General features: G+C 68.1%; 24 protein-coding genes. 9 read left to right on the top strand and 15 right to left on the bottom strand.

Features of this window, described 5'->3' with window-relative positions; translation table 11 throughout:
• The first annotated feature begins 48 nt into the window (after positions 1–48).
• Positions 49–1080 carry a DUF1214 domain-containing protein gene (locus BEMPMBAN_RS27360; RefSeq protein WP_159228996.1) on the top strand — a complete coding sequence of 344 codons (1032 nt, stop codon included), beginning with the start codon at positions 49–51 and terminating at the stop codon, positions 1078–1080.
• Positions 1077–2267 carry a sulfotransferase family protein gene (locus BEMPMBAN_RS27355; protein ID WP_159228957.1) on the top strand — a complete coding sequence of 397 codons (1191 nt, stop codon included), beginning with the start codon at positions 1077–1079 and terminating at the stop codon, positions 2265–2267. The genes BEMPMBAN_RS27360 and BEMPMBAN_RS27355 overlap by 4 nt, the downstream gene beginning before the upstream one ends.
• 3 nt (positions 2268–2270) lie before the next feature.
• Here the strand turns inward: BEMPMBAN_RS27355 and BEMPMBAN_RS27350 are convergent, their stop codons facing one another.
• The 7 genes from BEMPMBAN_RS27350 to dxr form a co-directional block, all read right to left on the bottom strand.
• A complete protein-coding gene (locus BEMPMBAN_RS27350; protein ID WP_159228956.1) occupies positions 2271–2882 on the bottom strand; it encodes a DUF1707 SHOCT-like domain-containing protein in 612 nt (203 codons plus the stop codon).
• 64 nt (positions 2883–2946) lie between these two features.
• A complete protein-coding gene (locus BEMPMBAN_RS27345) occupies positions 2947–4761 on the bottom strand; it encodes a penicillin-binding transpeptidase domain-containing protein (RefSeq protein ID WP_159228955.1) in 1815 nt (604 codons plus the stop codon).
• Between the two features lie 255 nt (positions 4762–5016).
• A complete protein-coding gene (locus tag BEMPMBAN_RS27340; protein ID WP_159228954.1) occupies positions 5017–5682 on the bottom strand; it encodes a GNAT family N-acetyltransferase in 666 nt (221 codons plus the stop codon).
• 27 nt (positions 5683–5709) lie between these two features.
• Positions 5710–6573, bottom strand: a complete 864-nt coding sequence (locus tag BEMPMBAN_RS27335; protein ID WP_159228953.1) for a GNAT family N-acetyltransferase — start codon at positions 6571–6573, stop codon at positions 5710–5712.
• Positions 6574–6632: 59 nt separating this feature from the next.
• On the bottom strand, positions 6633–7808 hold the full coding sequence (ispG, locus tag BEMPMBAN_RS27330; RefSeq protein WP_425294923.1) for a flavodoxin-dependent (E)-4-hydroxy-3-methylbut-2-enyl-diphosphate synthase: 1176 nt from the start codon (positions 7806–7808) through the stop codon (positions 6633–6635).
• Positions 7809–7822: 14 nt separating this feature from the next.
• Complete coding sequence (locus tag BEMPMBAN_RS27325) at positions 7823–9064, bottom strand: M50 family metallopeptidase (RefSeq protein ID WP_159228951.1); 1242 nt, start codon at positions 9062–9064, stop codon at positions 7823–7825.
• Between the two features lie 14 nt (positions 9065–9078).
• Positions 9079–10260, bottom strand: coding sequence for a 1-deoxy-D-xylulose-5-phosphate reductoisomerase (dxr, locus tag BEMPMBAN_RS27320; RefSeq protein ID WP_159228950.1), 1182 nt, complete (start codon positions 10258–10260; stop codon positions 9079–9081).
• A 185-nt stretch (positions 10261–10445) separates the two neighbouring features.
• Between dxr and BEMPMBAN_RS27315 the strand changes: the two genes are divergently transcribed.
• Together BEMPMBAN_RS27315 and BEMPMBAN_RS27310 are read left to right on the top strand one after the other, a co-directional pair.
• The gene (locus BEMPMBAN_RS27315; protein WP_159228949.1) at positions 10446–11135 is read left to right on the top strand and encodes a fasciclin domain-containing protein; all 690 of its coding nucleotides are present in this window, start codon (positions 10446–10448) and stop codon (positions 11133–11135) included.
• 188 nt (positions 11136–11323) lie between these two features.
• Entirely contained in the window at positions 11324–11905 is a 582-nt protein-coding gene (locus tag BEMPMBAN_RS27310) for a fasciclin domain-containing protein (RefSeq protein WP_159228948.1), read from the top strand.
• A gap of 44 nt (positions 11906–11949) precedes the next feature.
• On the opposite strand, the gene BEMPMBAN_RS27305 is transcribed toward BEMPMBAN_RS27310, so the two are convergent.
• The 3 genes from BEMPMBAN_RS27305 to BEMPMBAN_RS27295 all read right to left on the bottom strand — a co-directional run bounded on the left by BEMPMBAN_RS27305 (position 11950) and on the right by BEMPMBAN_RS27295 (position 14534).
• Positions 11950–12360, bottom strand: a complete 411-nt coding sequence (locus tag BEMPMBAN_RS27305) for a hypothetical protein (protein WP_159228947.1) — start codon at positions 12358–12360, stop codon at positions 11950–11952.
• Between the two features lie 352 nt (positions 12361–12712).
• Entirely contained in the window at positions 12713–13633 is a 921-nt protein-coding gene (gene puuE / locus BEMPMBAN_RS27300; protein ID WP_159228946.1) for an allantoinase PuuE, read from the bottom strand.
• Between the two features lie 25 nt (positions 13634–13658).
• Positions 13659–14534, bottom strand: a complete 876-nt coding sequence (locus BEMPMBAN_RS27295) for a TIGR03619 family F420-dependent LLM class oxidoreductase (RefSeq protein WP_159228945.1) — start codon at positions 14532–14534, stop codon at positions 13659–13661.
• Positions 14535–14592: 58 nt separating this feature from the next.
• Between BEMPMBAN_RS27295 and BEMPMBAN_RS27290 the strand changes: the two genes are divergently transcribed.
• Positions 14593–15930, top strand: coding sequence for a cryptochrome/photolyase family protein (locus BEMPMBAN_RS27290; RefSeq protein WP_159228944.1), 1338 nt, complete (start codon positions 14593–14595; stop codon positions 15928–15930).
• 35 nt (positions 15931–15965) lie between these two features.
• On the opposite strand, the gene BEMPMBAN_RS27285 is transcribed toward BEMPMBAN_RS27290, so the two are convergent.
• A complete protein-coding gene (locus tag BEMPMBAN_RS27285) occupies positions 15966–16814 on the bottom strand; it encodes a mycofactocin-coupled SDR family oxidoreductase (RefSeq protein ID WP_159228943.1) in 849 nt (282 codons plus the stop codon).
• 108 nt (positions 16815–16922) lie between these two features.
• Between BEMPMBAN_RS27285 and BEMPMBAN_RS27280 the strand changes: the two genes are divergently transcribed.
• Positions 16923–17177, top strand: coding sequence for a DUF2631 domain-containing protein (locus tag BEMPMBAN_RS27280; protein WP_159228942.1), 255 nt, complete (start codon positions 16923–16925; stop codon positions 17175–17177).
• A 9-nt stretch (positions 17178–17186) separates the two neighbouring features.
• Here BEMPMBAN_RS27280 and BEMPMBAN_RS27275 read toward each other — a convergent pair whose 3' ends face one another.
• The 3 genes from BEMPMBAN_RS27275 to BEMPMBAN_RS27265 all read right to left on the bottom strand — a co-directional run bounded on the left by BEMPMBAN_RS27275 (position 17187) and on the right by BEMPMBAN_RS27265 (position 19981).
• Complete coding sequence (locus BEMPMBAN_RS27275) at positions 17187–17765, bottom strand: hypothetical protein (RefSeq protein WP_159228941.1); 579 nt, start codon at positions 17763–17765, stop codon at positions 17187–17189.
• Complete coding sequence (locus BEMPMBAN_RS27270) at positions 17762–18355, bottom strand: hypothetical protein (RefSeq protein ID WP_159228940.1); 594 nt, start codon at positions 18353–18355, stop codon at positions 17762–17764. Before BEMPMBAN_RS27270 ends, BEMPMBAN_RS27275 begins: the two co-directional genes overlap by 4 nt.
• Positions 18356–18550: 195 nt before the next feature.
• Positions 18551–19981: a WS/DGAT/MGAT family O-acyltransferase gene (locus BEMPMBAN_RS27265; protein WP_159228939.1), complete on the bottom strand. Its 1431-nt coding sequence runs from the start codon at positions 19979–19981 to the stop codon at positions 18551–18553.
• 234 nt (positions 19982–20215) lie between these two features.
• On the opposite strand from BEMPMBAN_RS27265, the gene BEMPMBAN_RS27260 reads away from it, so the two are divergent.
• Positions 20216–20911 (top strand): DUF427 domain-containing protein, encoded by a 696-nt coding sequence (locus BEMPMBAN_RS27260; protein ID WP_159228938.1) that lies wholly within the window; start codon positions 20216–20218, stop codon positions 20909–20911.
• A 46-nt stretch (positions 20912–20957) separates the two neighbouring features.
• The gene (locus BEMPMBAN_RS27255) at positions 20958–21971 is read left to right on the top strand and encodes an NADP-dependent oxidoreductase (RefSeq protein WP_159228937.1); all 1014 of its coding nucleotides are present in this window, start codon (positions 20958–20960) and stop codon (positions 21969–21971) included.
• On the opposite strand, the gene BEMPMBAN_RS27250 is transcribed toward BEMPMBAN_RS27255, so the two are convergent.
• A complete protein-coding gene (locus BEMPMBAN_RS27250) occupies positions 21961–22887 on the bottom strand; it encodes an LLM class F420-dependent oxidoreductase (protein ID WP_159228936.1) in 927 nt (308 codons plus the stop codon). The genes BEMPMBAN_RS27255 and BEMPMBAN_RS27250 overlap by 11 nt on opposite strands.
• A 128-nt stretch (positions 22888–23015) precedes the next feature.
• On the opposite strand from BEMPMBAN_RS27250, the gene BEMPMBAN_RS27245 reads away from it, so the two are divergent.
• A partial coding sequence (locus BEMPMBAN_RS27245) for an LLM class flavin-dependent oxidoreductase (RefSeq protein WP_159234675.1) occupies positions 23016–23453 on the top strand: 438 nt, incomplete at its 3' end.

Raw genomic sequence — 23453 nt, 5'->3', positions numbered from 1 at the left:
AACGAAGACACCCCGGCGGTCATCGAGTCGTGGCGATTCGTCCAGCAGATGCTGGCCGACCTCACCGCCACGGTCATCGACGATGCGGCCGACGACCGTGAACTGCGCGAGGGCCTTCGCATGCTGGCCAAGGTCACCGCGCTGTGCACAGAGTTGTCCGTCGAGGCCGACCCGCAACGCCCACACTTCTTCGACATGTGCACCGACACCAGGATGGTGGGCGGGCCCAACCCCGACGGCCGATATCTGCTGGCCATGATCCGCGGTGACCACTGCTACCGCATCACCGGACAGCGCGGTACCACCACCTATCTCGGGTTCCAGGTGCTCGCGGGCACCGGGCTGACCCCCCGGCGGATGGCCGGCTATCTCAGTGACACCGCACTGCAGTGCACACAAGGCTCCTTCGCCCTGGTGCTCGCCGCCACCGACCCGGGAGCCGATGCGCTCGGCGGCGCCCAGTGGATCCCCATCCCCGAGGACGCGTCGGCGGTCGTGGTCCGCGAGTACATCGCCGACGCCGCCGCCGAAACCCCGGCGTCGATGACCGTCCAATGTCTCGACCCCCCGCCACTGCGACCGGTTACAGATACCGAGGCGGCCGCCGCGTTCACCGCGATGGCGTGGACCATCGTCAAGCTGGCCACCCTGCACCGCACCATCAAGCCGGAACTGCTCACCCAGCCCAACTCGCTGGTCACCGCCGCGGCTGCCGAACTCGGCGGCGCGGACACCACGCCGGACAACCTGTACATGCTCGGGTCTTTTGCGCTCGACACCGACGAATCACTGCTGCTCGAGTTCACCCCTCCCGACACCCGCTATTGGAACGTCACCCTCGAGAACGTCTGGCACGAATGTCTCGAACCACACCATCGGCACAGCTCGGTCACCAACAAGGGGGTCGCCCCGGACTCCGACGGCCTTGTACGAATCGCGATCGGCGCCGCCGACCTCGGCCATGGCCACTGGCTGGACACCGGCGGCCGGCGGCGCGGCTTCGTGGTGCTGCGCTGGCTCGACAACCCGGACGCGCCGGCGGTGCGCACGACGGTCCGCCGGGGCGGTTCGGCCTCATGAGCGTGGCTCGGCTCGATCCGGACCGCCTCGTCGAACAGTCGGCCGAGATCGCCGGCACCGACGACTTCGGCGACGACGCCGGTTGGCGCGACGGTCTCGGCCGGCTGTGCGACGGTCTGACCGCCGATGCGCGGCTCAACGATCTCGGCGTCGAGATCGCCGTCATGGACGTCGTCCGTGCCCTCACCAACCGGCTGCGGATCGTGAGCTGGCGCAGGCAGCACCCCGAGATCGCCGCGTCGCCCGTGCAGCGACCCCTGTTCATCGTGGGGCAACCGCGCACCGGCACGACCATCCTGTTCGACCTGCTGGCCCAGGATCGCGCGCTGCGGCCGCCGCTGACCTGGGAGGTGGACCACCCCTTCCCGCTGCCTCGGCCCGACACCTACGACAGCGACCCGCGGATCGCCGAGACCCAGGCCACCATCGAGGCGTCGGAGCAGATCGTGCCCGGACTGCTGGTGCATCACCCGATGGGAGCTCGGGTCGGGCAGGAATGCGTTCGCATCACCGCAGGGCAGTTCTGCAGCATGATCTTCTCGGTGCAGTACCGGCTGCCCGGCTACTATCGCTGGCTGCTGCACGAGGCCGATCATGCCCCGGCCTACCGTTATCACCGAATGTTCCTGCAGCACCTGCAATCCGGTGTGCCCGGCCCGACAGAGCAACCGTGTCAGTGGCTGTTGAAGTCACCGGCGCACCTGTGGCAGCTGGACACACTGGCAGCCGAGTACCCCGACGCGGTGATCGTGCAGACCCATCGGGACCCGCTCAACGTCATCTCGTCGATCAGTGCGCTCACCCACCATCTGCGTCGGCTGGCATCCGACGAGTCCTCGATCACCGAGTGTGCGACGCAATCGAAGGAGGAGATCGTCGTCGGCCTGCAGCGGGCGATGACGCTGCGCGACTCCGGCGCCCTGGCCGGAAACCGGTTCGTCGACGTGCAGTTCGCGGAGTTCATCCGCGACCCGCTGGCCGTGGTGCGGGCGCTGTACACCGAGCTCGGCCGCGAGCTGGAGCCCGCGACCGAGCAACGGATGCGCGATTTCCTGCTCGCCCACCCCGGAGACCACGGCGGCACGCGGTACCGCTGGGCGGACACCGGCCTGGATGCCGTCGAGATGCGCGAGCAGGTCCGCGGGTACCAGCAGCGCTACGGCGTTCCCGACGAACAGCTCAGGTAGCGGTCAGCCACGCAACGGGCGGGGAAACCGAAAGGATTTGCGGGGCCCGCGCACGTCCACCGAACCGCATACGACCTTGCCGGTGAGGATGACATGCGGGGTGCCCTCTGCCGGGGCGTCCCTGCGGTGGTCGTGGGCACTTCCCACGTTGACCTCGACGTCGTCGATCGAGGCGCTGGCCCCGTCAGGGAGCCTCAGATCGAGGCCGCCGAACTTCATGTCGAGTTCGATGACCACGATGGGACCGGCGAACCGCGCCCGCGTCAGGTCCAGCTCGACAGACCCCATCCGGCGGTGCAGCGCCAGCCTGCTGGGCACCACCCACTCCCCCTGACGCTTCAGCGATCCGAGCACGCCGCGCAGTTCCACGCGGTCTGCGGCCGAGGTGACGATGGCACCGGGACCGGGCAGGTCGCCGACGAGCGTGTCGAGATCCGAACGCAGCCGCGCCCGCGACACCATTGCCGAACGCTCCTCGAATTCGTCGATGTCGATCAGACCGAGGGCCACGGCATTGTGCAACCGGCGCAGCGTGCCGTTGCGGTCGGCGTCGGAGATCCGCATCTCGACGGCGTCGGCGGGCAGGCCGCCGGGGATGTGGTTGATTTCGGTCATGGCGGTTTCCACGGTACCGCCGTCGGCTGCCCGGCTCCCAGCCGAACCGGCCGCGAGCGGGCGATCAGGCCAGGTAGCCCGGCGGCAGTTCGTCGAGCATGCCCTTGAGCATCCGCACGGCGTACTCCGAGCTGCCGCCGCCGACGATCAGCGCCGAGAACGCCATGTCACCGCGGTATCCGGTGAACCACGAGTGGGACCCGCCCGCGAACTCGGCCTCGCCGGTCTTGCCGCGCACGTCCCCGGCCCCCTGCAAGTCCTCGGCGGTGCCGTTGGTGACCACCAGGCGCATCATCGGCCGCAGGCTGTCGACCACGCCGGCCGGGATCGGATCGCTCGCACCGGTGACCTCGGTTTCGCGTCCGTCGATGAGATGGGGAACCGGGGTACGGCCGGCGGCGACGGTCGCGGCAGCCAATGCCATCCCGAAAGGACTGACCAGAACCTTGCCCTGCCCGAAACCGTCCTCGGTGCGTTCGGTGAGGTTCACCGTGGGCGGCACCGAACCGGTGACGGTGTCGATGCCCTCGATGGTGTAGTCCGGCCCGATGCCGTATTGCGCGGCGGCCTGGGTGAGCCCGCGGGGGGGCATCCGGCTGGCGAGTTCGGCGAACGTGGTGTTGCACGAGCTGGCGAACGCCCGCGACATCGGCACCGTGCCGAGGTCGAAGCCGCCGTAGTTGGGCACGCTGCGATGGCCGATGTCCATCCGGCCCGGGCAGCCCAGAAGCGTGTTGGGGGTGGCCATGTCGCGTTCGATCGCCGCGCCCGCGGTGACGATCTTGAACGTCGACCCGGGCGGGAACAGGCCCATGGTGGCGATCGGCCCCTCCCGGTCGGCGGCGGCGTTCTGCGCGACGGCCATGATCTCGCCGGTCGACGGTTTGATGACCACGATCATGGCCTGCTTGCCGGTGGTGTCGACGGCGTGTTGCGCGGCGTTCTGCACCGACCGGTCAAGGCTGATCGTCACCGACGGCGCCGGCTCACCGGGCACTTCGTGGAGGATGTCGACGTCGACGCTGTTCTGGTTGACGCTGACGATGCGCCACCCGGCGGTGCCGTCGAGTTCGTCGACGACGGTGTTCTTGACCTGATTGATCAGGGCCGGGGCGAAGTTCTCGTCGGTGGGCACCATTTCCGGCTGCGGCGTGATCACCACCCCCGGGAGCGCGCCGATGGCACCGGCGACCGCGTCGTGGTCGGCCTGACGCAGCGTGATCAGGCTCAACGGAGCCCGCTTCGAACTGGCCAGTTCGGCGAGCCGCTGCGGTTCCAGGGTGTTGTCGAACCGGTGCAGTGCGCCGACCACCGCCCGCGCCGTCGGCATCAGCGCGGAGCCGGCCGCCCGGGCGTCGAGCGCGACGTGGTACCGGTAGCCGGGCACCAGGACATCGGTGCCGCCACGTTCGTTGACCGAGGCGCGCCGCGGCGCGTCCGCCCGCAGCGCGAGGGTCTGGTTCTCCCCCAGCCTCGGATGCACCCCGGTGGCGCTCCAGCGGACTTCCCAGCGCCCGTCGGCGCGGACCATGTTGAGCTGTCCGTCGTAGGTCCAGGTGCGGTCCTTGGGCAGGCGCCAGGTGTAGCGGTAGGTGATGCTTCCGGTGTCCATGGCGTACTTCGAGCTGAGGATCTGGGCGTCCAGTCCGGTGGCCTGCAGGCCGGCCCACACCTCGTTGAGCGTCGCCCGGGCGGCCTCCGGTCGGTCGCTGAGCTCGGCGGCGGCCGTGGTGTCGCCGACGGCCAACGCGGCGAAGAACTCCTCGGCCGCGGGTTCGGGTCCGTCGGGTCTGGGTGTGCAGGCGCCGAGGGTGACGACCAACAAGACCGCCATGGCGAAGCCGGTCGCCCGTGATGCAGATGAGAACAGAGTTGCCATTGGTGCAGATGTTACGAAGCTGAGACCACTTCGCCGCGTAGGCGCACCGTGGGCACGCCGAGATCCGACTTTTGCAGACGTTGTGCGAGAAGGCGTCTGCACAAATCGGATTTCGTCGCGCTCACAGTCCCAGGCCCGCGAGCAGGGTGGCGAACCCGCAGCGGAACTCGTCGCCGCCAAGTATGGCCGCCACGCCGACGACCAGTGGTCGGTGGACGACCTTCTCACCCACGCCCGGACGACCGGGCCGATGCGCTAGGCCCCGGCGGCCGGCGCGCGCACGACCAGGGGCACGGCCGGGAAGTAGGCAGCCATCTCCGAGCGGGAGGTGCGCAGCGCGGCGGTGCCGTAGCCCTGTTTGCGGTGATGCGGGTGGATCCAGATCCTGACGTCGACTTCACCGTCGGAGAGCTCGCCGAACACCATGCCGACCTTGGTCGAACCCACTTCCGCCACCAACCAGACCGCCTCCTCGGCGGCCACCCGCGCGACCGCCTCGCGGATCTCGTCGCCGAGGTCGCCCGGGGGCGCCGCCGTGCCGTCACCGGCCGAGCGCACGTCCTCGGTTCGGGCGGCGAAGATGTCCCGGTCCGCGTCGGCGGCGAACGGCCGCAGCATCAGCCGGCGCGCCGAGCGGCCGGACGGCTCGGCGGAGGCGAACGACAGCTCCTGGCTGTTGAGGTTGTCCAGCTCGGCGGCGATCCTGCGGCGCGAGACCTTGGTCAGCCGGTCGAACGACAACCTCAGGACCGCTTCCGCCGCCGTCGCAGACGTGTCGAGCAGGTCGGCGATCGCCTCGATCGCCGTGTCGTAGTCGTCGGAGGCGACGACGGCGTCGAGCACCTCGTGTCTGCGTCGAAGTGCGTGGACGAGCGCGTCGGCGATGATCCTGCGCTCGGCCGTCAGGTCCTGCTCGGTCATGTGGGCAAGAGTATGCGGCCGTGGAATTCAGTCCAGCAATACCGTGGCGAACGAACCCACCTCGGTGAATCCGATCCGGGCGTAGGTGGCGCGTGCGACGGTGTTGAAGCTGTTGACGTACAGGCTGGCGATGCGGCCACTGCCCACCACCGCGGCGGCCAGGGCGGCCGTGCCTGCGGTGCCGAGCCCGCGCCCGCGCCAGTCGGGATGCACCCATACGCCCTGGATCTGGCCGACCGCAGGCGACTGGGAGCCGACCTCGGCCTTGAACACCACCTGACCCCGTTCGAACCGGGCCCACGCGCGTCCGGCGGCGATCAGCCCGGCCACCCGGCGCCGATACCCCCGGCCGCCGTCCCCGGCGCGCGGATCGATGCCGACCTCACCGATGAACATGTCGACGGCCGCCACGAGGTAGGCGTCGAGCTCGTCGATGCGGACCGGACGGACCTCCGGATCGACCGCACAGATCGGCGCGGCGCTCAGCGCCATCAGCGGTTGGTGGTCGCGGACGTCACGGGCAGGGCCCCAGACATGTTCGAGGCGTTGCCACATCGGCAGCACCAGTTCGGCGCGGCCGACCAGTGACGAGCACCGTCGGGCCTGGCTCATCGCCTTGTCGGCGAACGCATTGAGGTCGGTGCGCCCGCCGCGCAACGGAATCAGGTTGGCTCCGGCGTAACACAACGATTCGCTGGCACGCCGCCGAGTCCACAGCTCGCCGCCGATCCCCGCGGGCTCGATGCCGTACTCGGCGACGCGGGAAGCGACCATGCACGCAGCCACCGGGTCGCTGTCGAGTACCTGCCGAACCGCCGACATGTCGCGCACGTCACGCAGCACCGACACCCTTCGCTCATCAACGAGGCGGAAAAGCGGAGGAGCCGACATCTGGACTCTTTCTGCGACTTACCTTGCTAAAGCCGACCCCGCACCTCGGGGGCCGAGTCTCAGCTTACGGTCACAACGGGCGAACCGCTGCCATCATTTGAACCCGGTGTCGCCCCGGATTCGTCCTGCATCTCCGAAGCCAGCCGCAGGGCCTCTTCGATCAACGTCTCGACGATCATCGCTTCGGGCACGGTCTTGATGACCTCACCCTTGACGAAGATCTGGCCCTTGCCGTTGCCCGAGGCGACGCCGAGGTCGGCTTCCCGGGCTTCGCCGGGTCCGTTGACGACGCAGCCCATCACCGCGACCCGCAACGGCACCTCCATGCCCTCCAAGCCGGCGGTCACCTCGTTGGCGAGGGTGTACACGTCGACCTGGGCGCGCCCGCACGACGGGCACGACACAATCTCGAGACCACGCGGCCGCAGGTTCAGCGACTCGAGGATCTGGTTGCCGACCTTGACCTCTTCGGCGGGCGGGGCGGACAACGACACCCGGATAGTGTCACCGATCCCCTTGCTCAGCAGCGCGCCGAACGCCACCGCCGACTTGATGGTGCCCTGGAACGCGGGCCCGGCCTCGGTCACCCCGAGATGCAGGGGGTAGTCGCTCTTGGAGGCCAGCAGTTCGTATGCGGCGACCATGACCACGGGGTCGTTGTGCTTGACGCTGATCTTGATGTCACCGAAGCCGTGTTCCTCGAACAGGGAGGCCTCCCACAACGCGGACTCCACCAGCGCCTCCGGTGTCGCCTTGCCGTACTTCTCCATGAACCGCTTGTCCAGCGATCCGGCGTTGACGCCGATGCGGATCGGGATGCCCGCCGCCCCGGCCGCCTTGGCGACCTCTTTGACCCGACCGTCGAACTCCTTGATGTTGCCCGGATTGACGCGCACCGCCGCACAGCCCGCGTCGATCGCGGCGAAGATGTACTTGGGCTGGAAATGAATGTCGGCGATCACCGGGATCTTCGACTTCTTGGCGATGATCGGCAGCGCGTCGGCGTCCTCCTGCCGCGGACAGGCCACGCGCACGATGTCGCAGCCCGACGCGGTCAGCTCGGCGATCTGCTGCAGCGTGGAGTTGATGTCGTGGGTCTTGGTGGTGCACATCGACTGCACGGAGATCGGGTGGTCGCTGCCGACACCGACGTCACGCACCATCAGTTGACGGGTTTTGCGGCGGGGGGCCAGGGTGGGTGCCGGCGCTGCCGGCATCCCCAACCCGATGGACATGGTCATGAGATCTCCTACTGGAAAAGTCTGATGGGGTTGACCAGGTCGGCGGTGACCGTCAACAGCATGTAGCCGGCCACCAGCACGAGCACCACATAGGTGGCGGGCATCAGCTTGAGGTAGTTCACCGGCGCGGCGGCCACCATGCCGCGCGCCGACCGGAACAGGTTGCGGAGCTTCTCGAACACGGCGATCGCAATGTGTCCGCCGTCGAAAGGTAGCAACGGAACCAGGTTGATCGCACCGAGCACGAAGTTCAGTTGGGCCAGGAAGAACCAGAACGCCACCCACAGCCCGGCGTCGACGGTGTCGCCGCCGATGATGCTGGCACCGACGACACTGATCGGCGTTTCGGGATCGCGTTCGCCGCCGCCGATCGACTCCACCAGAGCGCCGACCTTGGTCGGGATCTTGGCCAGCGCTTTGCCCAGTTCCACGGCGAGGTCGCCGGTGAACGCGAACGTCGCCGGCACTGCAGAGAGCGGGTTGTGCTGCGTCGGCCCGAAGGTGGCCCCGGTGACGCCGATGGTGCCGACGTCCGCGGGTACCGGCTCGGCGGCCCCGTCGCCGCCGGCGACATAGCGTTGACTCTGCGTCACGTCGACGGTGGTGGTGAACTCCCGAACCTGGCCGTCCTGATCCCGCTGCACCGTGAACGGCGTCGGCCCGTCGAGCTGGCGCACCGCGGTGACCAGTTCGTCGAACGAGGCCACCGGCGTCTCTCCGACCTTCACCACCACATCGCCGGCCTGGATGCCTGCCGCGGCTGCCGGACTGGGGGCGATGCAGTCACCCAGAGTTCCCTGAGTGACTTCGGATTTCACGCACGACGTCTCCCCCACCATGGCGTTGGTCGGCGGGTGCAGGTTGGGTAGGCCCCAGATGACCGCGATCGCGTAGATCAGCAGCAGACCGATGGCGAAGTTCATACCGGGTCCGGCCGCCAGCACCGCCACGCGTTTCCACGTCTTCTGCTTGTACATCGCGTAAGGACGCTCGTCGGGTGCGAGTTCCTCGACCGATGTCATGCCCGCGATGTCACAGAACCCACCCAGCGGGACCGCCTTGACGCCGTACTCGGTCTCACCGAGCCTGTTGGCCCTGCGGGTGGACCACAACGTGGGACCGAAACCGACGAAGTAGCGACGCACCTTCATCCCGGTCGCGCGCGCGACCCACATGTGGCCGCACTCGTGCAGCGCCACCGACAGCAAGATGGCGAGTGCGAAGAGCACGATGCCGATCGTGAACATCATGTGGTGGTCGGTCCTTATCCTCTAGCTGCGGGTTCGCGCTCGACCGCACGCCGCGCCCGGTCACGGGCCCACAGCTGCGCGTCGAGCACGTCCTCCACGGTAGCTGGTTCGGCCGACCACTGGTCGGCAGCGCGCAGCACGTCGTCGATGGTTCTGACGATCGCCGGAAACGGGATGCGACCCGCGAGGAACGCCTCTGCCGCCTCTTCGTTGGCGGCGTTGTAGACCGCGGTCAGACATCCACCGCCGCGGCCGGCGGCGCGGGCGAGGTCGACCGCCGGGAAGACGTCGCTGTCGAGGGGTTCGAATTCCCAGGTCGCAGCCGTGGTGAAGTCACAGGCCGACGCGGCGCCCGCCACCCTGGCCGGCCAGCCCAGCGCCAGCGCGATCGGCAACTTCATGTCGGGAGGGCTGGCCTGGGCCAGGGTCGAGCCGTCGGTGAACGTCACCATCGAGTGGACGATCGACTGCGGATGCACAACAACATCGATGCGGTCGTAGTCGACGCCGAACAGCAGGTGGGTCTCGATCAGCTCCAGTCCCTTGTTGACCAGAGATGCTGAGTTCAGCGTGTTCATCGGCCCCATCGACCAGGTGGGGTGCGCGCCCGCCTGTTCGGGGGTGACGTTCTCCAGCCGTGCTCTGCTCCAGCCTCGGAACGGCCCGCCGGACGCGGTCAGGACCAGCTTGGCGACCTCGTCGGCGGTGCCGCCGCGCAGGCACTGTGCCAGCGCGGAATGCTCTGAGTCGACCGGCACGATCTGTCCCGGAGCGGCGGCCCTGAGCACCAGCGGACCGCCCGCCACCAGCGACTCCTTGTTGGCCAGCGCCAGCCGGGCGCCGCTGGCCAACGCCGCCAGCGTCGGTTTCAGACCCAGTGCGCCCACCAACGCGTTGAGCACCACGTCGACCCCGGTTGTCGCGGCGGTGTCCTCGACGAGCCGGGTGACCGCATCCGGTCCCGTGTAGCCGACGTCACCGACGATGCCGGCGGCGGCCGGGTCGGCGACGGCGATGTTCGTCACCCCGGTCTGCCTGCGCTGCCGACTGAGCAGGTCGGGGTTGCCACCGCCGGCGGCCAGGCCGACGATCTCGAAGCGTTCGGGGTTGGCGGCGATGACGTCGAGCGCCTGGGTTCCGATGGACCCCGTGCTGCCCAGGATCAGCACCCGCAGCCGTCTGTCCGATTCGCTCACCGGTCCATTGTGCCGCTCGGGACCACCGCGCCGCGGTCAGCCCGGGTACCGGCTGCGACCGATGCAAATTATGACGTGAATGTGACGGAACCTGTCCAGACCCATCCGCGGGGGCCGCAGTGTGGAATCACCAGTGTCAGCTCAGGGCGGGCAACGACGTCTGCTCATGAAGGGATAGGGAGAATATGAAGGCATTTCACCGGAAGTCGGCTGCGGCGGCGGGTATCGCCGCAGTAGCGATCTTTGGGGCAGCGGCCTGTTCGAGCGAGGAGGCCGAGACCAACGCCACGTCGGCCACCAGCGCGGCCGAGTCGGCCGTCGAGGACGCGACCGGCACCTCAGAATCCCCGACGACGACCAGCGCGATGGCCGACCCCGCGGCCACACTCATCGGCTCCGGATGCGCCGCCTACGCCGAACAGGTGCCCGAGGGGCCCGGCTCGGTTGCAGGCATGGCACAGGATCCGGTGACCGTCGCGGCATCGAACAACCCGATGCTCACCACGTTGACCTCGGCGCTGTCGGGACAGCTCAATCCCGACGTCAACCTCGTCGACACCCTCAACGGCGGTGAATTCACCGTGTTCGCACCGACTGACGATGCGTTCGCCAAGATCGACGCCGCCACCCTGGAGACACTCCAGACGGACGCTGATCTGCTGACCAGCATCCTGACCTACCACGTGGTGCCCGGGCAGGCGGGCCCCGACCAGGTCGCGGGCGAGCACGCGACGGTTCAGGGTGCGACGTTGAACGTCACCGGCGCCGGTAACGACATGATGGTCAACGACGCCGGCCTGGTGTGCGGTGGTGTGCAAACCGCCAACGCCACGGTGTACATGATCGACACGGTGCTGATGCCTCCGGCCAACTGACCGGCCCAGCTACCCCCCGGAGATCCCCCGCACTGCCTTGCAGTGCGGGGGATCTTCCTGTTCGCCGTCTCTCCAGAATTCTGCCCGACAACCCATCCACGACCCGATCGGCGTCGAATAGCAATTGCAACAACGCACACAGACGTCGCCGGACCACCGGCTGATGACACGAAGGGAAACTCCAGGACATGATGGTCAACGGAAAAGCATTGGCAGGAGCGGGATTCGCTGTAGCCGCGACGGTCGGACTCTCTCTGGGATCGGCGGCGACAGCGACCGCCCAACCGGTGGGGCCGGGGTGCGCGGCCTACGTGGAGCAGGTACCCGTGGGCCCAGGCTCGGTGCAGGGCATGGCCCAGGAGCCGGTCACCGTGGCCGCGTCGAACAACCCGCTACTGACCACCCTCACCAAAGCCGTTTCAGGGCAACTCAATCCAGAGGTGAACCTGGTCGACACCCTCAACGGCGCCGAGTTCACCGTGTTCGCACCGACCGATGAAGCGTTCGCCAAGATCGATCCCGCGACCATCGAGACACTCACCACCGACGCCCCCCTGCTGACCAATATCCTTACCTACCACGTGGTTCCGGGCAAAGCGGATCCGGCCGCAGTGGTAGGCACCCACACGACGGTGCAGGGCGCCGAGGTGACCGTGACCGGCCACGACGGCGAGTTGCGAGTCAACGACGCGTCCGTGGTCTGTGGCGGCGTGCAGACCGCCAACGCCACGGTCTACCTGATCGACACGGTGCTGATGCCCCCCATGTGACCAACTCACCCCTCATAGGGTGCTAAACGGCGGCAGGGTTCCACTCAGGACGGTTCGCTCGCGAGGGACGACAGGAAGCGGTCGACCGCTTCCTGGTCGGCCTCACCGTCGTACACGACCATGGCCTGCACGACGTTGCCGTCGCGATAGAAGAGCACCGAGTTGACCGTCGTCTTCTCGTCGCCGTCGATGAGTTGGTAACCGAACTCCCGGGTCTCGGCGCCGTCGAAGTTGCCCGTGGTCCGCCAGATTTCGCTCACCGTGACGGGGCCACCGGTGTGTTCTTCTCGGTCGGCCCGACTGCCTTCGATGGATCTGTCGACCGCTTCGTCAAGCGGGTAAGCAGCGATGCCGTTCAACGTCGTCTCGACGATGCCAAAGGAGTGTTCGTCGGATTCGGAAAAGGTGAACTGCGTCGATATCGGGCTGTCCGGAGCCGATTCCGTCCGTGTCACCGGCTCCCCGGGAAATTCGGCGACATAGTTCCCGGTCGCACTTGTGGCGTGCCGCCACTCCGGTGTGGCCGATCGACAGCCGACGGCGGCGAGACAGAGCACCAGCAGACAGACCGGTGCAGCAACTCCTCTTCCGGTGACGATCATGTGCCCCGTGCCTCCTGCCGCGGGCTCGTACGCGGCGCCGCGCAGTTGGGCCCAGCGTCGCGTTGGCCACCGACCACCCTAGCTTCGTCACCACCGACGCACCGACGAAAGCCTGAAAGTGGGAAGACATTTCCGCTGTCCCGGCGGAGCGCTCGCCGCGCCGGCCCAGAGTCACGCGGTCCCTCAGCGCCCCCGACAGCGCGGATCAGCTCGGCGGAAAGTGCTCCGCCCAGTGCCGTGCGATGTCGATACGACGGGTGATCCACACCCCTTCGTGGGACTGCACGTGGTCCAGGAAGCGCTCCAACGCCGCGATCCGGGCCGGCCGGCCCACCAGCCGGCAGTGCAGTCCCACGGAGAGCATCTTCGGCGCACCGGCCACACCCTCGGCGTACAGCACGTCGAACGCGTCGCGAAGGTGGGTGAAGAACTCGTCGCCGCTGGGGAACCCACCTGCGATCGCGAAACGCATGTCGTTGGTGTCCAGGGTGTACGGCACGACCAGATGGTTCGTCCCGTTCACCCTGGTCCAGTACGGCAGATCGTCGGCGTAGGAATCGGAGTCGTAGACGAAGCCGCCGTGTTCGACCAGGAGCCGGCGGGTGGCAGGTGAGTCCCGGCCGGTGTACCAGCCCAGCGGCGCCTGCCCAGTCACCTCGGTGATCAACTCGACCGCTTCGGCGAGATGCCGGCGCTCCACCTCCGGTTCGAGCAGTTGATAGCTGATCCAGCGCAGGCCATGACAGGCGATCTCGTCGCCGCGCTCCAGAAACGCCGATACCGCCGCGGGGTTGCGGGCAAGTGCCATCGCCACTCCGAAGATGGTCAGCGGCAGGCCGCGGCGCTCGAAGGTCCGCAGCACCCGCCACACCCCGGCACGCGAACCGTATTCATACAGCGACTCCATGCTCATATGACGATTAGGGAACGGCTGGGCGGAAACGATTTCCGACAAGAACGTCTCAGACGCCGCATCGCCGTGCAGCACATTGCTCTCCGCGCCCTCCTCGTAGTTGAGCACGAACTGCACCGCGATGTTGGCCTGGCCCGGCCAGCGAGGATGGGGCGGGTCGGCGCCGTAGCCGACCATGTCCCGCGGGTAACGATCGGCAGGCTCGGGGGTCATGCAGGCATTCTGGCAGCCGTGCCGGTCAGCCGTTGACCTTGGCGATGACGGTCTCGGCGAACTGCTCGATGGGACCCCGGAATTGCTCGACTCCCCCGGAGCGCACGCCCTCGACACCCATCCACGGCGCACACATCACGGCGGTGATTCCGGCGTCCTCGGCACGCTTGTAGAGGTCGGGAGTCGGGGGCTCCAGCAGCGCCAGCAGGATGTCGAACGGATCGTCGAGTCGGTCATAGTGGCGTCGCAGCTCGGTCAGCTTCTGGGCGTAGCGCACCGCGTCGTCCCAGGCGTAGGCGTAACCGACCCACCCGTCGCACAGTCGCGCCGCACGGCGCAGCGCGGCCTCGGACTCGCCGCCACACAGGATCGGGACCGGACCCGGCGGATGGGGCTCGATCATCATCTCGGGCACCCGGTAGTGCTCGCCGCTCCACGACACCCAGCCACCGCCCCACAGCGCCCGCAACGCGGGGATCATCTCGTCGAGGCGCCTGCCCCGGTTCCCGAAGTCCTGGCCCATCAGCTCGTACTCTTCGCGCATCCAGCCCACGCCGACCCCCAGTGACACCCGCCCGCCGGAGATCACCGACGCAGTGGCGACCTGTTTGGCGACCTCCAGCAGCGGCCGTGCCGGGGCGATGTAGATCGCGTTGGAGAACCGCAACCTGGTGGTCACCGCGGCCATCGCACCGGTCAGGACCCAAGGGTCCGGCCAGCTCGTCTCCGGTGGCCACGGCGGCTTCTGCGTGGGCGAATCAGGGTAGGGCGATGTCAGTTGCCGTGGATAGATCAGGTGATCGGCGCAGATGATCCCGTCGTAGCCCGCCTCGTCCACCATCCGCGCGACCGCGATCGCGTCGGCGACCTCCATGAACGGCGTGCCGCTCCAGAATTGCATCAACCACCTCTCGTAGATCCTTGTTTCTCTACCGCAGATTGCGGGCAGCATCAATGCCATGCCCGCTGTGTTGTGGTTCCGCCGCGATCTGAGACTCAACGATCTGCCTGCGCTGTCGGCCGCCGCCGATGTCGACGGCGAGGTACTCGCCTGTTATGTGCTGGACCCGCGACTGCAGTCCGGCGCCGGCGAGCGGCGGTTGCAGTATCTGTACGACGCGCTGCGCGAGCTGCGTACCGGCCTGGGCGGCCGGTTGCTGGTCACCCGGGGTGACCCGAAGGTGCGGATACCGGCGCTGGCCAAGGCGATCGGCGCGTCGTCGGTGCACGTCTCCGGCGATCACACGCCCTTCGGGCGCCGTCGTGACGAGCAGGTGCACGAGGCGCTCGGCGAGGTCGAACTGGTGGCGACCGGATCGCCGTATCTGGTGTCACCGGGGCGGGTCAGCAAGGGCGACGGCACTCCGTACAAGGTGTTCACCCCGTTCTTCGAGGCGTGGCGCAAACACGGGTGGCGGCCGCCGGCAGAGTCCGGCAAGGACTCGGCGCGCTGGATCGATCCGGCCGACGTGCCAGGGCGTGCCGACATCACCGAGATCCCCGACGCGGGTGTCGAGTTGGAACTGCCGGCCGGTGAGCACGCCGCGCTGAGTCACTGGAAGCGATTCTGCCGCAACGGACTCGCCGACTACGACGGTGACCGCAACCGGCCCGATCTCGACGGGACCAGCCGGATGTCGGCACATCTGAAGTTCGGCACGATCCATCCACGCACGCTGGCCGCGGACCTGGGCCGGGGCAAAGGTCCGCAGGCGTACCTGCGGGAGTTGGCCTTTCGCGATTTCTACGCCAGTGTGCTGCACGAGTGGCCGAAGAGCGGGTGGTGGAACTGGAACTCCGCGTTCGACGGCATCGAGGTCGACGACGGCAACGACGCCGAGCAGGCGTTCGAGGTGTGGAAGGCCGGGCGGACGGGCTTTCCGATCGTCGACGCCGGAATGCGGCAGCTGGCCGAGACCGGGTTCATGCACAACCGGGTGCGGATGATCGTGGCGTCGTTTCTGGTCAAAGACCTGCACTTGCCGTGGCAGTGGGGTGCTCGGTGGTTTCTCGACCAGCTCGTCGACGGCGACATGGCCAACAACCAGCACGGGTGGCAGTGGGCGGCCGGCTGCGGCACGGACGCGGCGCCGTACTTCCGCGTGTTCAACCCGACGACCCAGGGGTCTAAGTTCGACCCCTCGGGCGACTGGGTGCGCCGCTGGGTGCCGGAGTTGTCCGGGGTCGACGACGTACACAAGCTCGGTGACGACCGCCCCGACGACTACCCGCAGCCGATGGTCGACCACGCCGAGGAACGCGCCGTGGCGTTGCGCCGGTACGGCGCGTTGAAGTAAAGCCGGTACGGCGCGTTGAAGTACAGCCGGTACGGCTACTTGAGCATCAGCCCGGCGTCCACGGGCAGCGCCACCCCGGTGATGTGGCGTCCGGCCGGTCCGCACAGGTACAGCATCGTCTCGCTTACCTCGTCGGGTTCCATCATCGGGATGGTGAGCAGCGGGCGCTGGGACTCGCCGAATGACGGGTGCTCGGCGACGAAACCGGCCATGGCCTCGTTGAGCACCATCGGGGTCGCGACGCCGCCCGGATGCACCGAGTTCACCCGGATGTTCTTGCTCGCCAGTGAGGTGGCGAAGTGCCGCATCAGGCCGACGACGCCGTGTTTGGCGGCGGTGTATCCGGCGGCGCCGTGGCTCATGCTCTCGAAATCGGTGCTGACGGATTTGAAACCGGCTGCCGAACTGGTGATCACGATGGCGCCACCGTCGGGGTTGGCCAGCAGCGCGGGCAGCGCGGCCTCGATGGTGAAGTAGACACCGTTGAGCATCACGCCGATGGCGTCGGTGTAGGCGGTGATGTCGCGGCCCTGTCGGCCGGCGGCAGGCAGGATTCCGGCGTTGGCGAGCACGAAGTCGAGGCGCCCGAACTCTTCGACCCCGCGCGCCACGACCTCGGCAAGCCGCTCGCGGTCGCGCACGTCGCCCTGCTCGGCGACTATCCGCCTACCGGTCTTATCGACCAGTCGCACCGTCTCGTCGAGGTCTTCCGGCGTCGCCATCGGGTAGGCGACACTGTCGATCTGGTCGCACAGATCGACCGCGATGACGTCGGCGCCCGCCTCGGCGAACCGGATGGCGTGTGCCCGTCCCTGACCCCGTGCCGCACCTGTGACGAAGACGACCTTGTCGCCGAAAGGGCCTGCTGCGTTCTGCGCTGTCATGACCGGCGAGCCTACTGCGCTGATGCTGCGCATTCGGTGCCTCTACGGCCGCTCGTAGTAGACCTGTGTCAGAATGACGCAACCGAGCCCCGAATGTGAGGAGCAGCCGTGGCAAGCACCGAGGTGGAACGTCGCAGCGGCGTCGACGTCGAGGATGTGCCGTCCGCGGAGTGGGGCTGGTCGAAGGAGAATCCCCGCGTCCAGCAGATCGGTGGGGTGCTGGGGGGGATCTTCCTTCTGCTGATGCTGCACGGCAACCACGCCGGTCGTGTCGAGGACTGGTTTGTGGTCGGCTTCGCGGCGCTGGTCTTCGGCGTCGTGGCGCGCAGCTGGTACGTCCACCGCAACCCCGAGACCCGCTAGCTTTCGCTTTCAGAGCGAGCGACGCCGGCGTGACCCGCGGACCCGGAACAACGTCTCGTGCGGTTCGACGGCAGCACCGCTGTCCGTAGCGCCGCCGATGGCCCGAAGTGCATGCGCCTTGAACGCCCTGGCCGCCGCGCTCATCGGATGGGCCACCGGCTCGAGGCCCTGGGTGAGGTTGCCCAGTGTCGGTCGGCCCCACACGGTGACCTCGGCCCGACCCCGGCTGATCAGTCGCGACACCTGCTCGCGGCTGTCGGCGTCCCGGGCCAGGACATCGGCGCCGAGCGCGAGTGCGCCGCCGCGGGAGAGCCCCTCGATCACCGACAGCAGGTCGGCGTCGAGTTCGTGTGCCGCGATGCCGAGGATCCGCAGCGCGCGCGTGTCGCACGGCGCTGTGAGGAGCACCCTGACGTCCCACCCGGCGCGCGCCCGGTCGCAGAGGAACCCGCCCACAGACCGCACGACCTCCCCGACTCCCGCGCCGGGCACCAGGAGACGGACGCGGTGTAGGCGGTCGTCGCCGGCGCCGTGCTCGCCTCGGGGGTCCAGGCGTCGCGAGGCCTCCGGTATTCGGTCCTCGGTCACCGGCTTGATGAGACCGGCACCAGATCGCCGCCCTCTGGCGGGTACCACAGCGCACAACTGAGGAACTGTTCGACGGCCGGCGCGGTGCCCGCAGAGTCGCATTGCGAAAGTGCTCGCGCCTTGAATGCCTGCGCGGCGACGCTCAGAGGGTGGTGCACGCGGCCGAATCTCAGGTCGGTGGTGAACGGGGGCGCCTCCCCCCACACGGTGACCTCGCTGCTTTCGACCTCGACGGTGCCCAGCACTTCCCGGCGCAGGTCTTCGTGTCGGCACAGGACACCGGCTCCCACCGCGACTGCGGCCGGTGGTTCGGACCCCAGCGCGGACGCGCCGGGTTCCCAGCTTCCCACGCCCACACCCAGGATCGTCAGTGCGCGGGTATCGCTGCCCGGTGGCACCAGCACAGTGACCTGCCAGCCTGCCCGGGCCCGGTCGCAGAGCCATCCCCCCGCGTGGCGGACGACGTCCTCGACGTCGGCCGCGACTGCCGTCAGGTGGTAAGCGAGCAGCACGCCACCTGAGCTGCGCACTCCGGAGCTCCGCCGTTCGACCGGTCGAAGGCCGTCGACCTCGGACGTGCGAGCAGTCACCGTCTGCCTCCCTGAGGACTTCTGCGTCATCGCCGCACCTTGTGCGCCAGCCGTCTCGCGCACAGACAGCGTGACACTTTTTCATACATCTGTAAAGCCCGCCGGGCTCCGGGAACGCCCGGCGGCACCTGCGGGCGCGGCGAAACAACCAACCGAGCAACGGTTTCCGTCCGGGATACCGACGTAGCCGGGAAGCTACGTCGCCGGGGCCATCGGCATGGCGTTCTCGACGACGGTCAGCGCGTCGGCCAGCCCGGCAGCCCGGCGGATCTCGACGAAGGAATCGATCAGCGCATCGGTGGCCTCGTGCGGGTCGGCGAGGGTTCGGTCGTCGGTCAGCACCGAGATGGCGAGCTGGTCGACGTAGCTCCACACGGTGATGTTCATTCCGCTGCCTGCGACGATCGGCCCCACCGAATAGATCTCGTCCACCGTCGCGCCTTCGACGAATCCCCGTTGCCGCGGTCCCGGCACATTGGAGATCGTCAGGTTCATCACGGTCGCGGATTCGACCCGGCGAGCCTGACTGCGGAAGATTCCTGGCGTCAGCGCCGGCGGCAGATAGGTCAACCAGGACGGAATCAGGGTGGGTCCCAGCAGCTGATGGTTCTCCTTGGCGATCGCCGTCGACAGCGCGGTGAGCCGGACCCGCTCCAGCGGATCGTCGATGTGGACCGGCAAAGACGGTGTCATGTAGGTGAATTCGTTGCCCACGAGCCGCTGCGGGGACGGGTCGACACTCACCGGGACTCCGGCGATCAGCGGTGCGTCGGCTCTGCCGTCGTAACGCAGCTGCAGTCGGCGCAGGGCACCGGCCGCTGTTGCCAGCACGATGTCGTTGAGGGTCACGCCGAGGTGCCTGGCGGTCTCTTTCACGTCGGGTAGTGCCAGCGGCGCGGTGGCGAATCGCCGTCCCGGCGTCACCACATGGTTGATGAACGTGGGCGGCGGCGCGAAGTTGCGTGCCAAGTCGGGGTTGCGGCCGCGCTGCCTGGACTTCTTCTGAACCCGCAGCACACCGGCGGCGGTCCGGTTAACCAGCTGGGGCAGTCTCCGCAGCTGCCTGAGGTGGTCCTGTCCGGCGGCCTTGAGCAGGTTGGTCGGCGTTCCCGAATCGGCGGGGGCCGCCGCCAACTGTCCCCCCACCGCGGGCTCCTGGGGCTGGATCGCCATCGCCAGCTGGTTGGCGGAGGCCACACCGTCGGCCAGCACGTGGTGGACCTTGTGGATGATCGCGATGCGGTTGTCGGCCAACCCTTCCGCGACGTACATCTCCCACAGCGGATGATCGCGGTCCAGCGGCGTGCCGGCGATCTGCCCGATCAGTTCGTCGAGTTCGCGGCGTCCTCCCGGGGCGGCGACCCGGGCACGGCGCAGGTGGTAGTCGAGGTCGATCTCGGCGTTCTGCACCCACATCGGGTGGTGGAGCTTCAGCGGGATGTCGACCAGCTGATACCGCAACGGGGCCAACGCGTGCAGTCGGGCCGCGGCCACCGCTCGGAACAGCTCGAAGTCGTAACCCTCGACGTTCGACACGTCGAGGACACCGATCTTGAGGGTGTGCATGTGGATCTCGGGGGTCTCGCTGTACAGCATCATGGCGTCCACGCCGTTGAGCCGTTTCACTCTCACCCCGTTCGTTTCCGGCCGACCGTCTCACCCCGTCGGTGGCGATCATGGTCGTGGTACCCATTTGACAGGGGTTCGGCACACCGGATGTCTCCTTCGCCCAAACCGACACCATTTGTTGCCACGAGCCGACCTGCGGGCCTGACCGGTGAGCGTGACATCTTGACAAGACTTTGTAAGGTCTGAAGGCATGCAGACGCCCACGAGTCCGACTGTCACCGGGAACCTTCGATGAGCCTGGTCGCTGGAACGGGCCCGCTCAGCGGCGACCGTGCCGGGCGGCTCACTCCCCCGGTCGCCGACGACGTCGTGTACATCGAGCCGCACCCGCGGCGGGTTCAGGCGATCCGCGACGGGCACACGGTCATCGACACCGAACACGCCCTGATGGTGCACCGCCGCGGCCGCCCGCTCAGCTTCGCCTTCGCGGCCGACGAGATCGGGGACCTGCAGGGCGATCCGGTACCCGAAGCTCCCGGCTACGTGGTGGTGCCCTGGGCGCTGATGGACAGCTGGATCGAGGAGGGCCGACCGTTGGTGCACTATCCGCCCAACCCGTACCACCGGGTGGACTGCCGCCCGACCAGCCGGCGGCTGCGGGTCGACGTGCTCGGCACGAGCCTGGTCGACACCGACGACACGACGATCCTGTTCGAGACCGCGCTCGAGCCGCGGCTCTATGTCGATCCGTCGCTCGTTCGCACGGATCTGCTGAGCCGATCCGCGACGACCAGCTACTGCAACTACAAAGGCCACGCCACCTACTGGTGTGCCGGCGTCGGCGGCACCGTCGTCGATGACGTGGCGTGGAGCTACCAGGACCCGCTGCCCGAGAGCCGGCCGATCAAGGGCATGTTGAGTTTCGACGAGTCGAGGCTGCAGGTGCTAGCCGAGTTGCCGAAGCCCGCCCTGTGGCCGCCGAAATGAACGTGATCGGGTCCGGCCCAGCCGCGGCTTGGGTAGTTTCTGGCTGATGCCGCCGAAGAACCGCCAGATCCTGTTGCGCCGCCGGCCACGCGGGCTGGTCGCGCCGGAGGACACCGAACTGGTGACAGTGGACGCACTCGAACCCGGCGACGGGGAGGCGCTGGTGCGCACCAGCTACGTGGGCATCGACGCCGCGGCGCGGACCTGGCTCGACGACCAGCCGAGCTACTTGCCGCCGGTGCAACTGGGTGAGTGCATCCGCGCGGCGGGCATCGGCGAGGTGGTGGCGTCCCGGTGTCCGGCCTACTCCGTCGGCGACGTCGTGACGACCCTGACGGGATTTCAGGAGTACACACTCGTGCGCGACGACCTGTTCACCACCCCGGTGCCCGGGCCCGGAGATCAAGTCGACCACCGGGCGGTGATGTCGGTGTACGGCCCCACCGGGGCCACGGCCTACTTCGGGATGACCGGTGTCGGACGCCCGCAGCCGGGTGAGACGGTCGTGGTGTCGGCGGCCGCGGGCGCGACCGGTTCGGTGGCGGGCCAGATCGCCAAGATCGCCGGCGCACGCGTGGTCGGCATTGCCGGCGGGGCGCACAAATGCCGGGCCGTGGTGCAGGACTTCGGATTCGACGCGTGCATCGACTACCGCGGCGAGGACCTGCCTGCCGCGCTCAGGGAGCACTGTCCGCGTGGTGTCGACGTGTACTTCGACAACGTCGGCGGTCCGATCCTCGACGCGGTGCTCGGCCGGCTGGCACACAAGGCACGCGTCGTGCTCTGCGGAGTCATCTCCAGCTATCTCACCGGCGATCATCCCGGGCCGGCGAACTATGTGAACCTGCTCGCGAAAACCGCGACGATGCAAGGGTTCAACGCGCTGGACGAATGGGGCCGCTTCGACGAGGCGTTCGCGGCGTTGCGGCAGTGGGAACATGACGGTTTGCTGGTGCACCGCGAGCACATCTTCGAGGGCATCGAGTCCTGCGTCGATGCCCTCAACGGCCTGTTCACCGGGGCCAACATCGGCAAGACGCTGGTGCGGCTCAACGGCTGACCTCGGCGACGACCGAGGACCCGAACTCCTCGATCGCTTCGAGCGCGTGCGACAGGCTGTCCCCGGGCACCGACACCTGAACCCAGGTCACCCCCGCCGCCTCGAGTTCGGCCACCCCGGTCAGGAACGCGCCGGCGTCGAAGTCGTCGTCGCCAGGGCTGCCACCGACGCTGTTGGTGAACACCACGTCGATGTCCCGAGGGTCACGACCGGCGTCCTCGAGGCGCCGCCGAAGATCTGCGATCCCGGCGGTGAGGCGCTCGACCGAGTCCAGGGTGGCGGTGCGCGCAGTCCGGGCGAGCACCGCAGGAGCCCGGAACGGGCACCACCCCTGGCCGTGGGCCGCCACCCGGGCCCGCGCCGCCGCGGTGTTGCCACCGATCCAGATCGGGGGGTGCGGCTTGGCCATCGGCCGGGGATGGGCCGTGATACCGCGGGCGCTGAAGTGCTTGCCCTCGAACGTCACGTCGTCGGTCGTCCAGATTGCCCGGATCACCTCGAGCGACTCCTCGAACAGCGCCGCCCGATCGTCGAAATCAACTCCCAGCGCCGCGAATTCGCGTTTCAGGTAGCCCGCCCCTACCGCCAGCGTGAACCGGCCGTCCGACAACAGGTCCAAGGTCGCGCCCGCCTTGGCGACCACGAACGGATTCCGGTACGGCAGCACGACAATATTCGGGATCAGTCGCAACGTCGTCGTGTGGGCGGCGGCGTAACTCATCGCCACGAAGGGGTCGAGCGCATCGTGACCACCGGCTTCCAGCCACCGCTGCGTCGGCGCCGGATGATCGGTGAACCCGAATCCGCCGAAGCCGGCCTTCTCGGCGGCCACCGCGACCTGCGCGATGCCGGCGCCCGCGACGAGTTCGGGGTTGTACGGGTGGCTGTGCATCGGGTGGGTGATCGAGAACTGCATGTCGGCCCTTCCGGCTCGAGGTAGATGGAACTTTTCAGAACTGCCTTCTCCAATACTGAGAATGTCGTTACCATGCAGGCGGGGGAATGTACAGCGGCACCCGAACGCGGAAAGGCGACCACGCGGTCATGAGCAGACCCGAGATCGGTGTCTACCTGCCCCAGATGGGCTTCTCGTTCGATGACATGCTGCACCGCACCCGGCGCTGCGAGCAGCTCGGAATCGACTCGCTGTGGCTCTACGACCATCTGTACGGCCCAGGGATGCCCGAATATCCTTCGATGGAGGCCTGGACACTGGCCACCGCCCTGCTGGCCCGCACCGACCGGATCCGCATCGGACACATGGTGCTGTGCAACCAGTTCCGCCACCCGGTGACGCTGGCGAAGATGGCGACCACCCTCGACCAGATCTCGGGGGGTCGCCTGACGTTGGGGCTCGGCAGCGGCTCGATCGAGGACGAGCACCGGCGGGCTGGCCTTGAGTGGGGCACATTCGCGCAGCGATCAAGCCGGCTGGGCGAGACATTGCAGATCCTGCACCAGGCGTTCGCCGAGGAGCGGATC

Origin of the sequence: Mycolicibacterium austroafricanum (assembly GCF_902705885.1) — a bacterium.
Lineage (GTDB): Bacteria > Actinomycetota > Actinomycetes > Mycobacteriales > Mycobacteriaceae > Mycobacterium > Mycobacterium vanbaalenii_A.
This window is presented reverse-complemented; position numbering and strand designations above follow the sequence as displayed.

Bases quoted from the DNA above. Each gene is read 5' to 3' on its own strand.
- BEMPMBAN_RS27325 (WP_159228951.1), bottom strand. From the start codon at position 9,064: ATGATGTTCACGATCGGCATCGTGCTCTTCGCACTCGCCATCTTGCTG.
- BEMPMBAN_RS27340 (WP_159228954.1), bottom strand. From the start codon at position 5,682: ATGACCGAGCAGGACCTGACGGCCGAGCGCAGGATCATCGCCGACGCG.
- BEMPMBAN_RS27295 (WP_159228945.1), bottom strand. From the start codon at position 14,534: ATGCAATTCTGGAGCGGCACGCCGTTCATGGAGGTCGCCGACGCGATC.
- BEMPMBAN_RS27260 (WP_159228938.1), top strand. From the start codon at position 20,216: ATGAGCCTGGTCGCTGGAACGGGCCCGCTCAGCGGCGACCGTGCCGGG.
- puuE (WP_159228946.1), bottom strand. From the start codon at position 13,633: ATGACCCCCGAGCCTGCCGATCGTTACCCGCGGGACATGGTCGGCTAC.
- ispG (WP_425294923.1), bottom strand. From the start codon at position 7,808: ATGTCCATCGGGTTGGGGATGCCGGCAGCGCCGGCACCCACCCTGGCC.
- BEMPMBAN_RS27355 (WP_159228957.1), top strand. From the start codon at position 1,077: ATGAGCGTGGCTCGGCTCGATCCGGACCGCCTCGTCGAACAGTCGGCC.
- BEMPMBAN_RS27360 (WP_159228996.1), top strand. From the start codon at position 49: ATGCTGGCCGACCTCACCGCCACGGTCATCGACGATGCGGCCGACGAC.
- BEMPMBAN_RS27335 (WP_159228953.1), bottom strand. From the start codon at position 6,573: ATGTCGGCTCCTCCGCTTTTCCGCCTCGTTGATGAGCGAAGGGTGTCG.
- BEMPMBAN_RS27315 (WP_159228949.1), top strand. From the start codon at position 10,446: ATGAAGGCATTTCACCGGAAGTCGGCTGCGGCGGCGGGTATCGCCGCA.
- BEMPMBAN_RS27350 (WP_159228956.1), bottom strand. From the start codon at position 2,882: ATGACCGAAATCAACCACATCCCCGGCGGCCTGCCCGCCGACGCCGTC.
- BEMPMBAN_RS27290 (WP_159228944.1), top strand. From the start codon at position 14,593: ATGCCCGCTGTGTTGTGGTTCCGCCGCGATCTGAGACTCAACGATCTG.
- BEMPMBAN_RS27255 (WP_159228937.1), top strand. From the start codon at position 20,958: ATGCCGCCGAAGAACCGCCAGATCCTGTTGCGCCGCCGGCCACGCGGG.
- BEMPMBAN_RS27345 (WP_159228955.1), bottom strand. From the start codon at position 4,761: ATGGCAACTCTGTTCTCATCTGCATCACGGGCGACCGGCTTCGCCATG.
- BEMPMBAN_RS27250 (WP_159228936.1), bottom strand. From the start codon at position 22,887: ATGCAGTTCTCGATCACCCACCCGATGCACAGCCACCCGTACAACCCC.
- BEMPMBAN_RS27310 (WP_159228948.1), top strand. From the start codon at position 11,324: ATGATGGTCAACGGAAAAGCATTGGCAGGAGCGGGATTCGCTGTAGCC.
- BEMPMBAN_RS27285 (WP_159228943.1), bottom strand. From the start codon at position 16,814: ATGACAGCGCAGAACGCAGCAGGCCCTTTCGGCGACAAGGTCGTCTTC.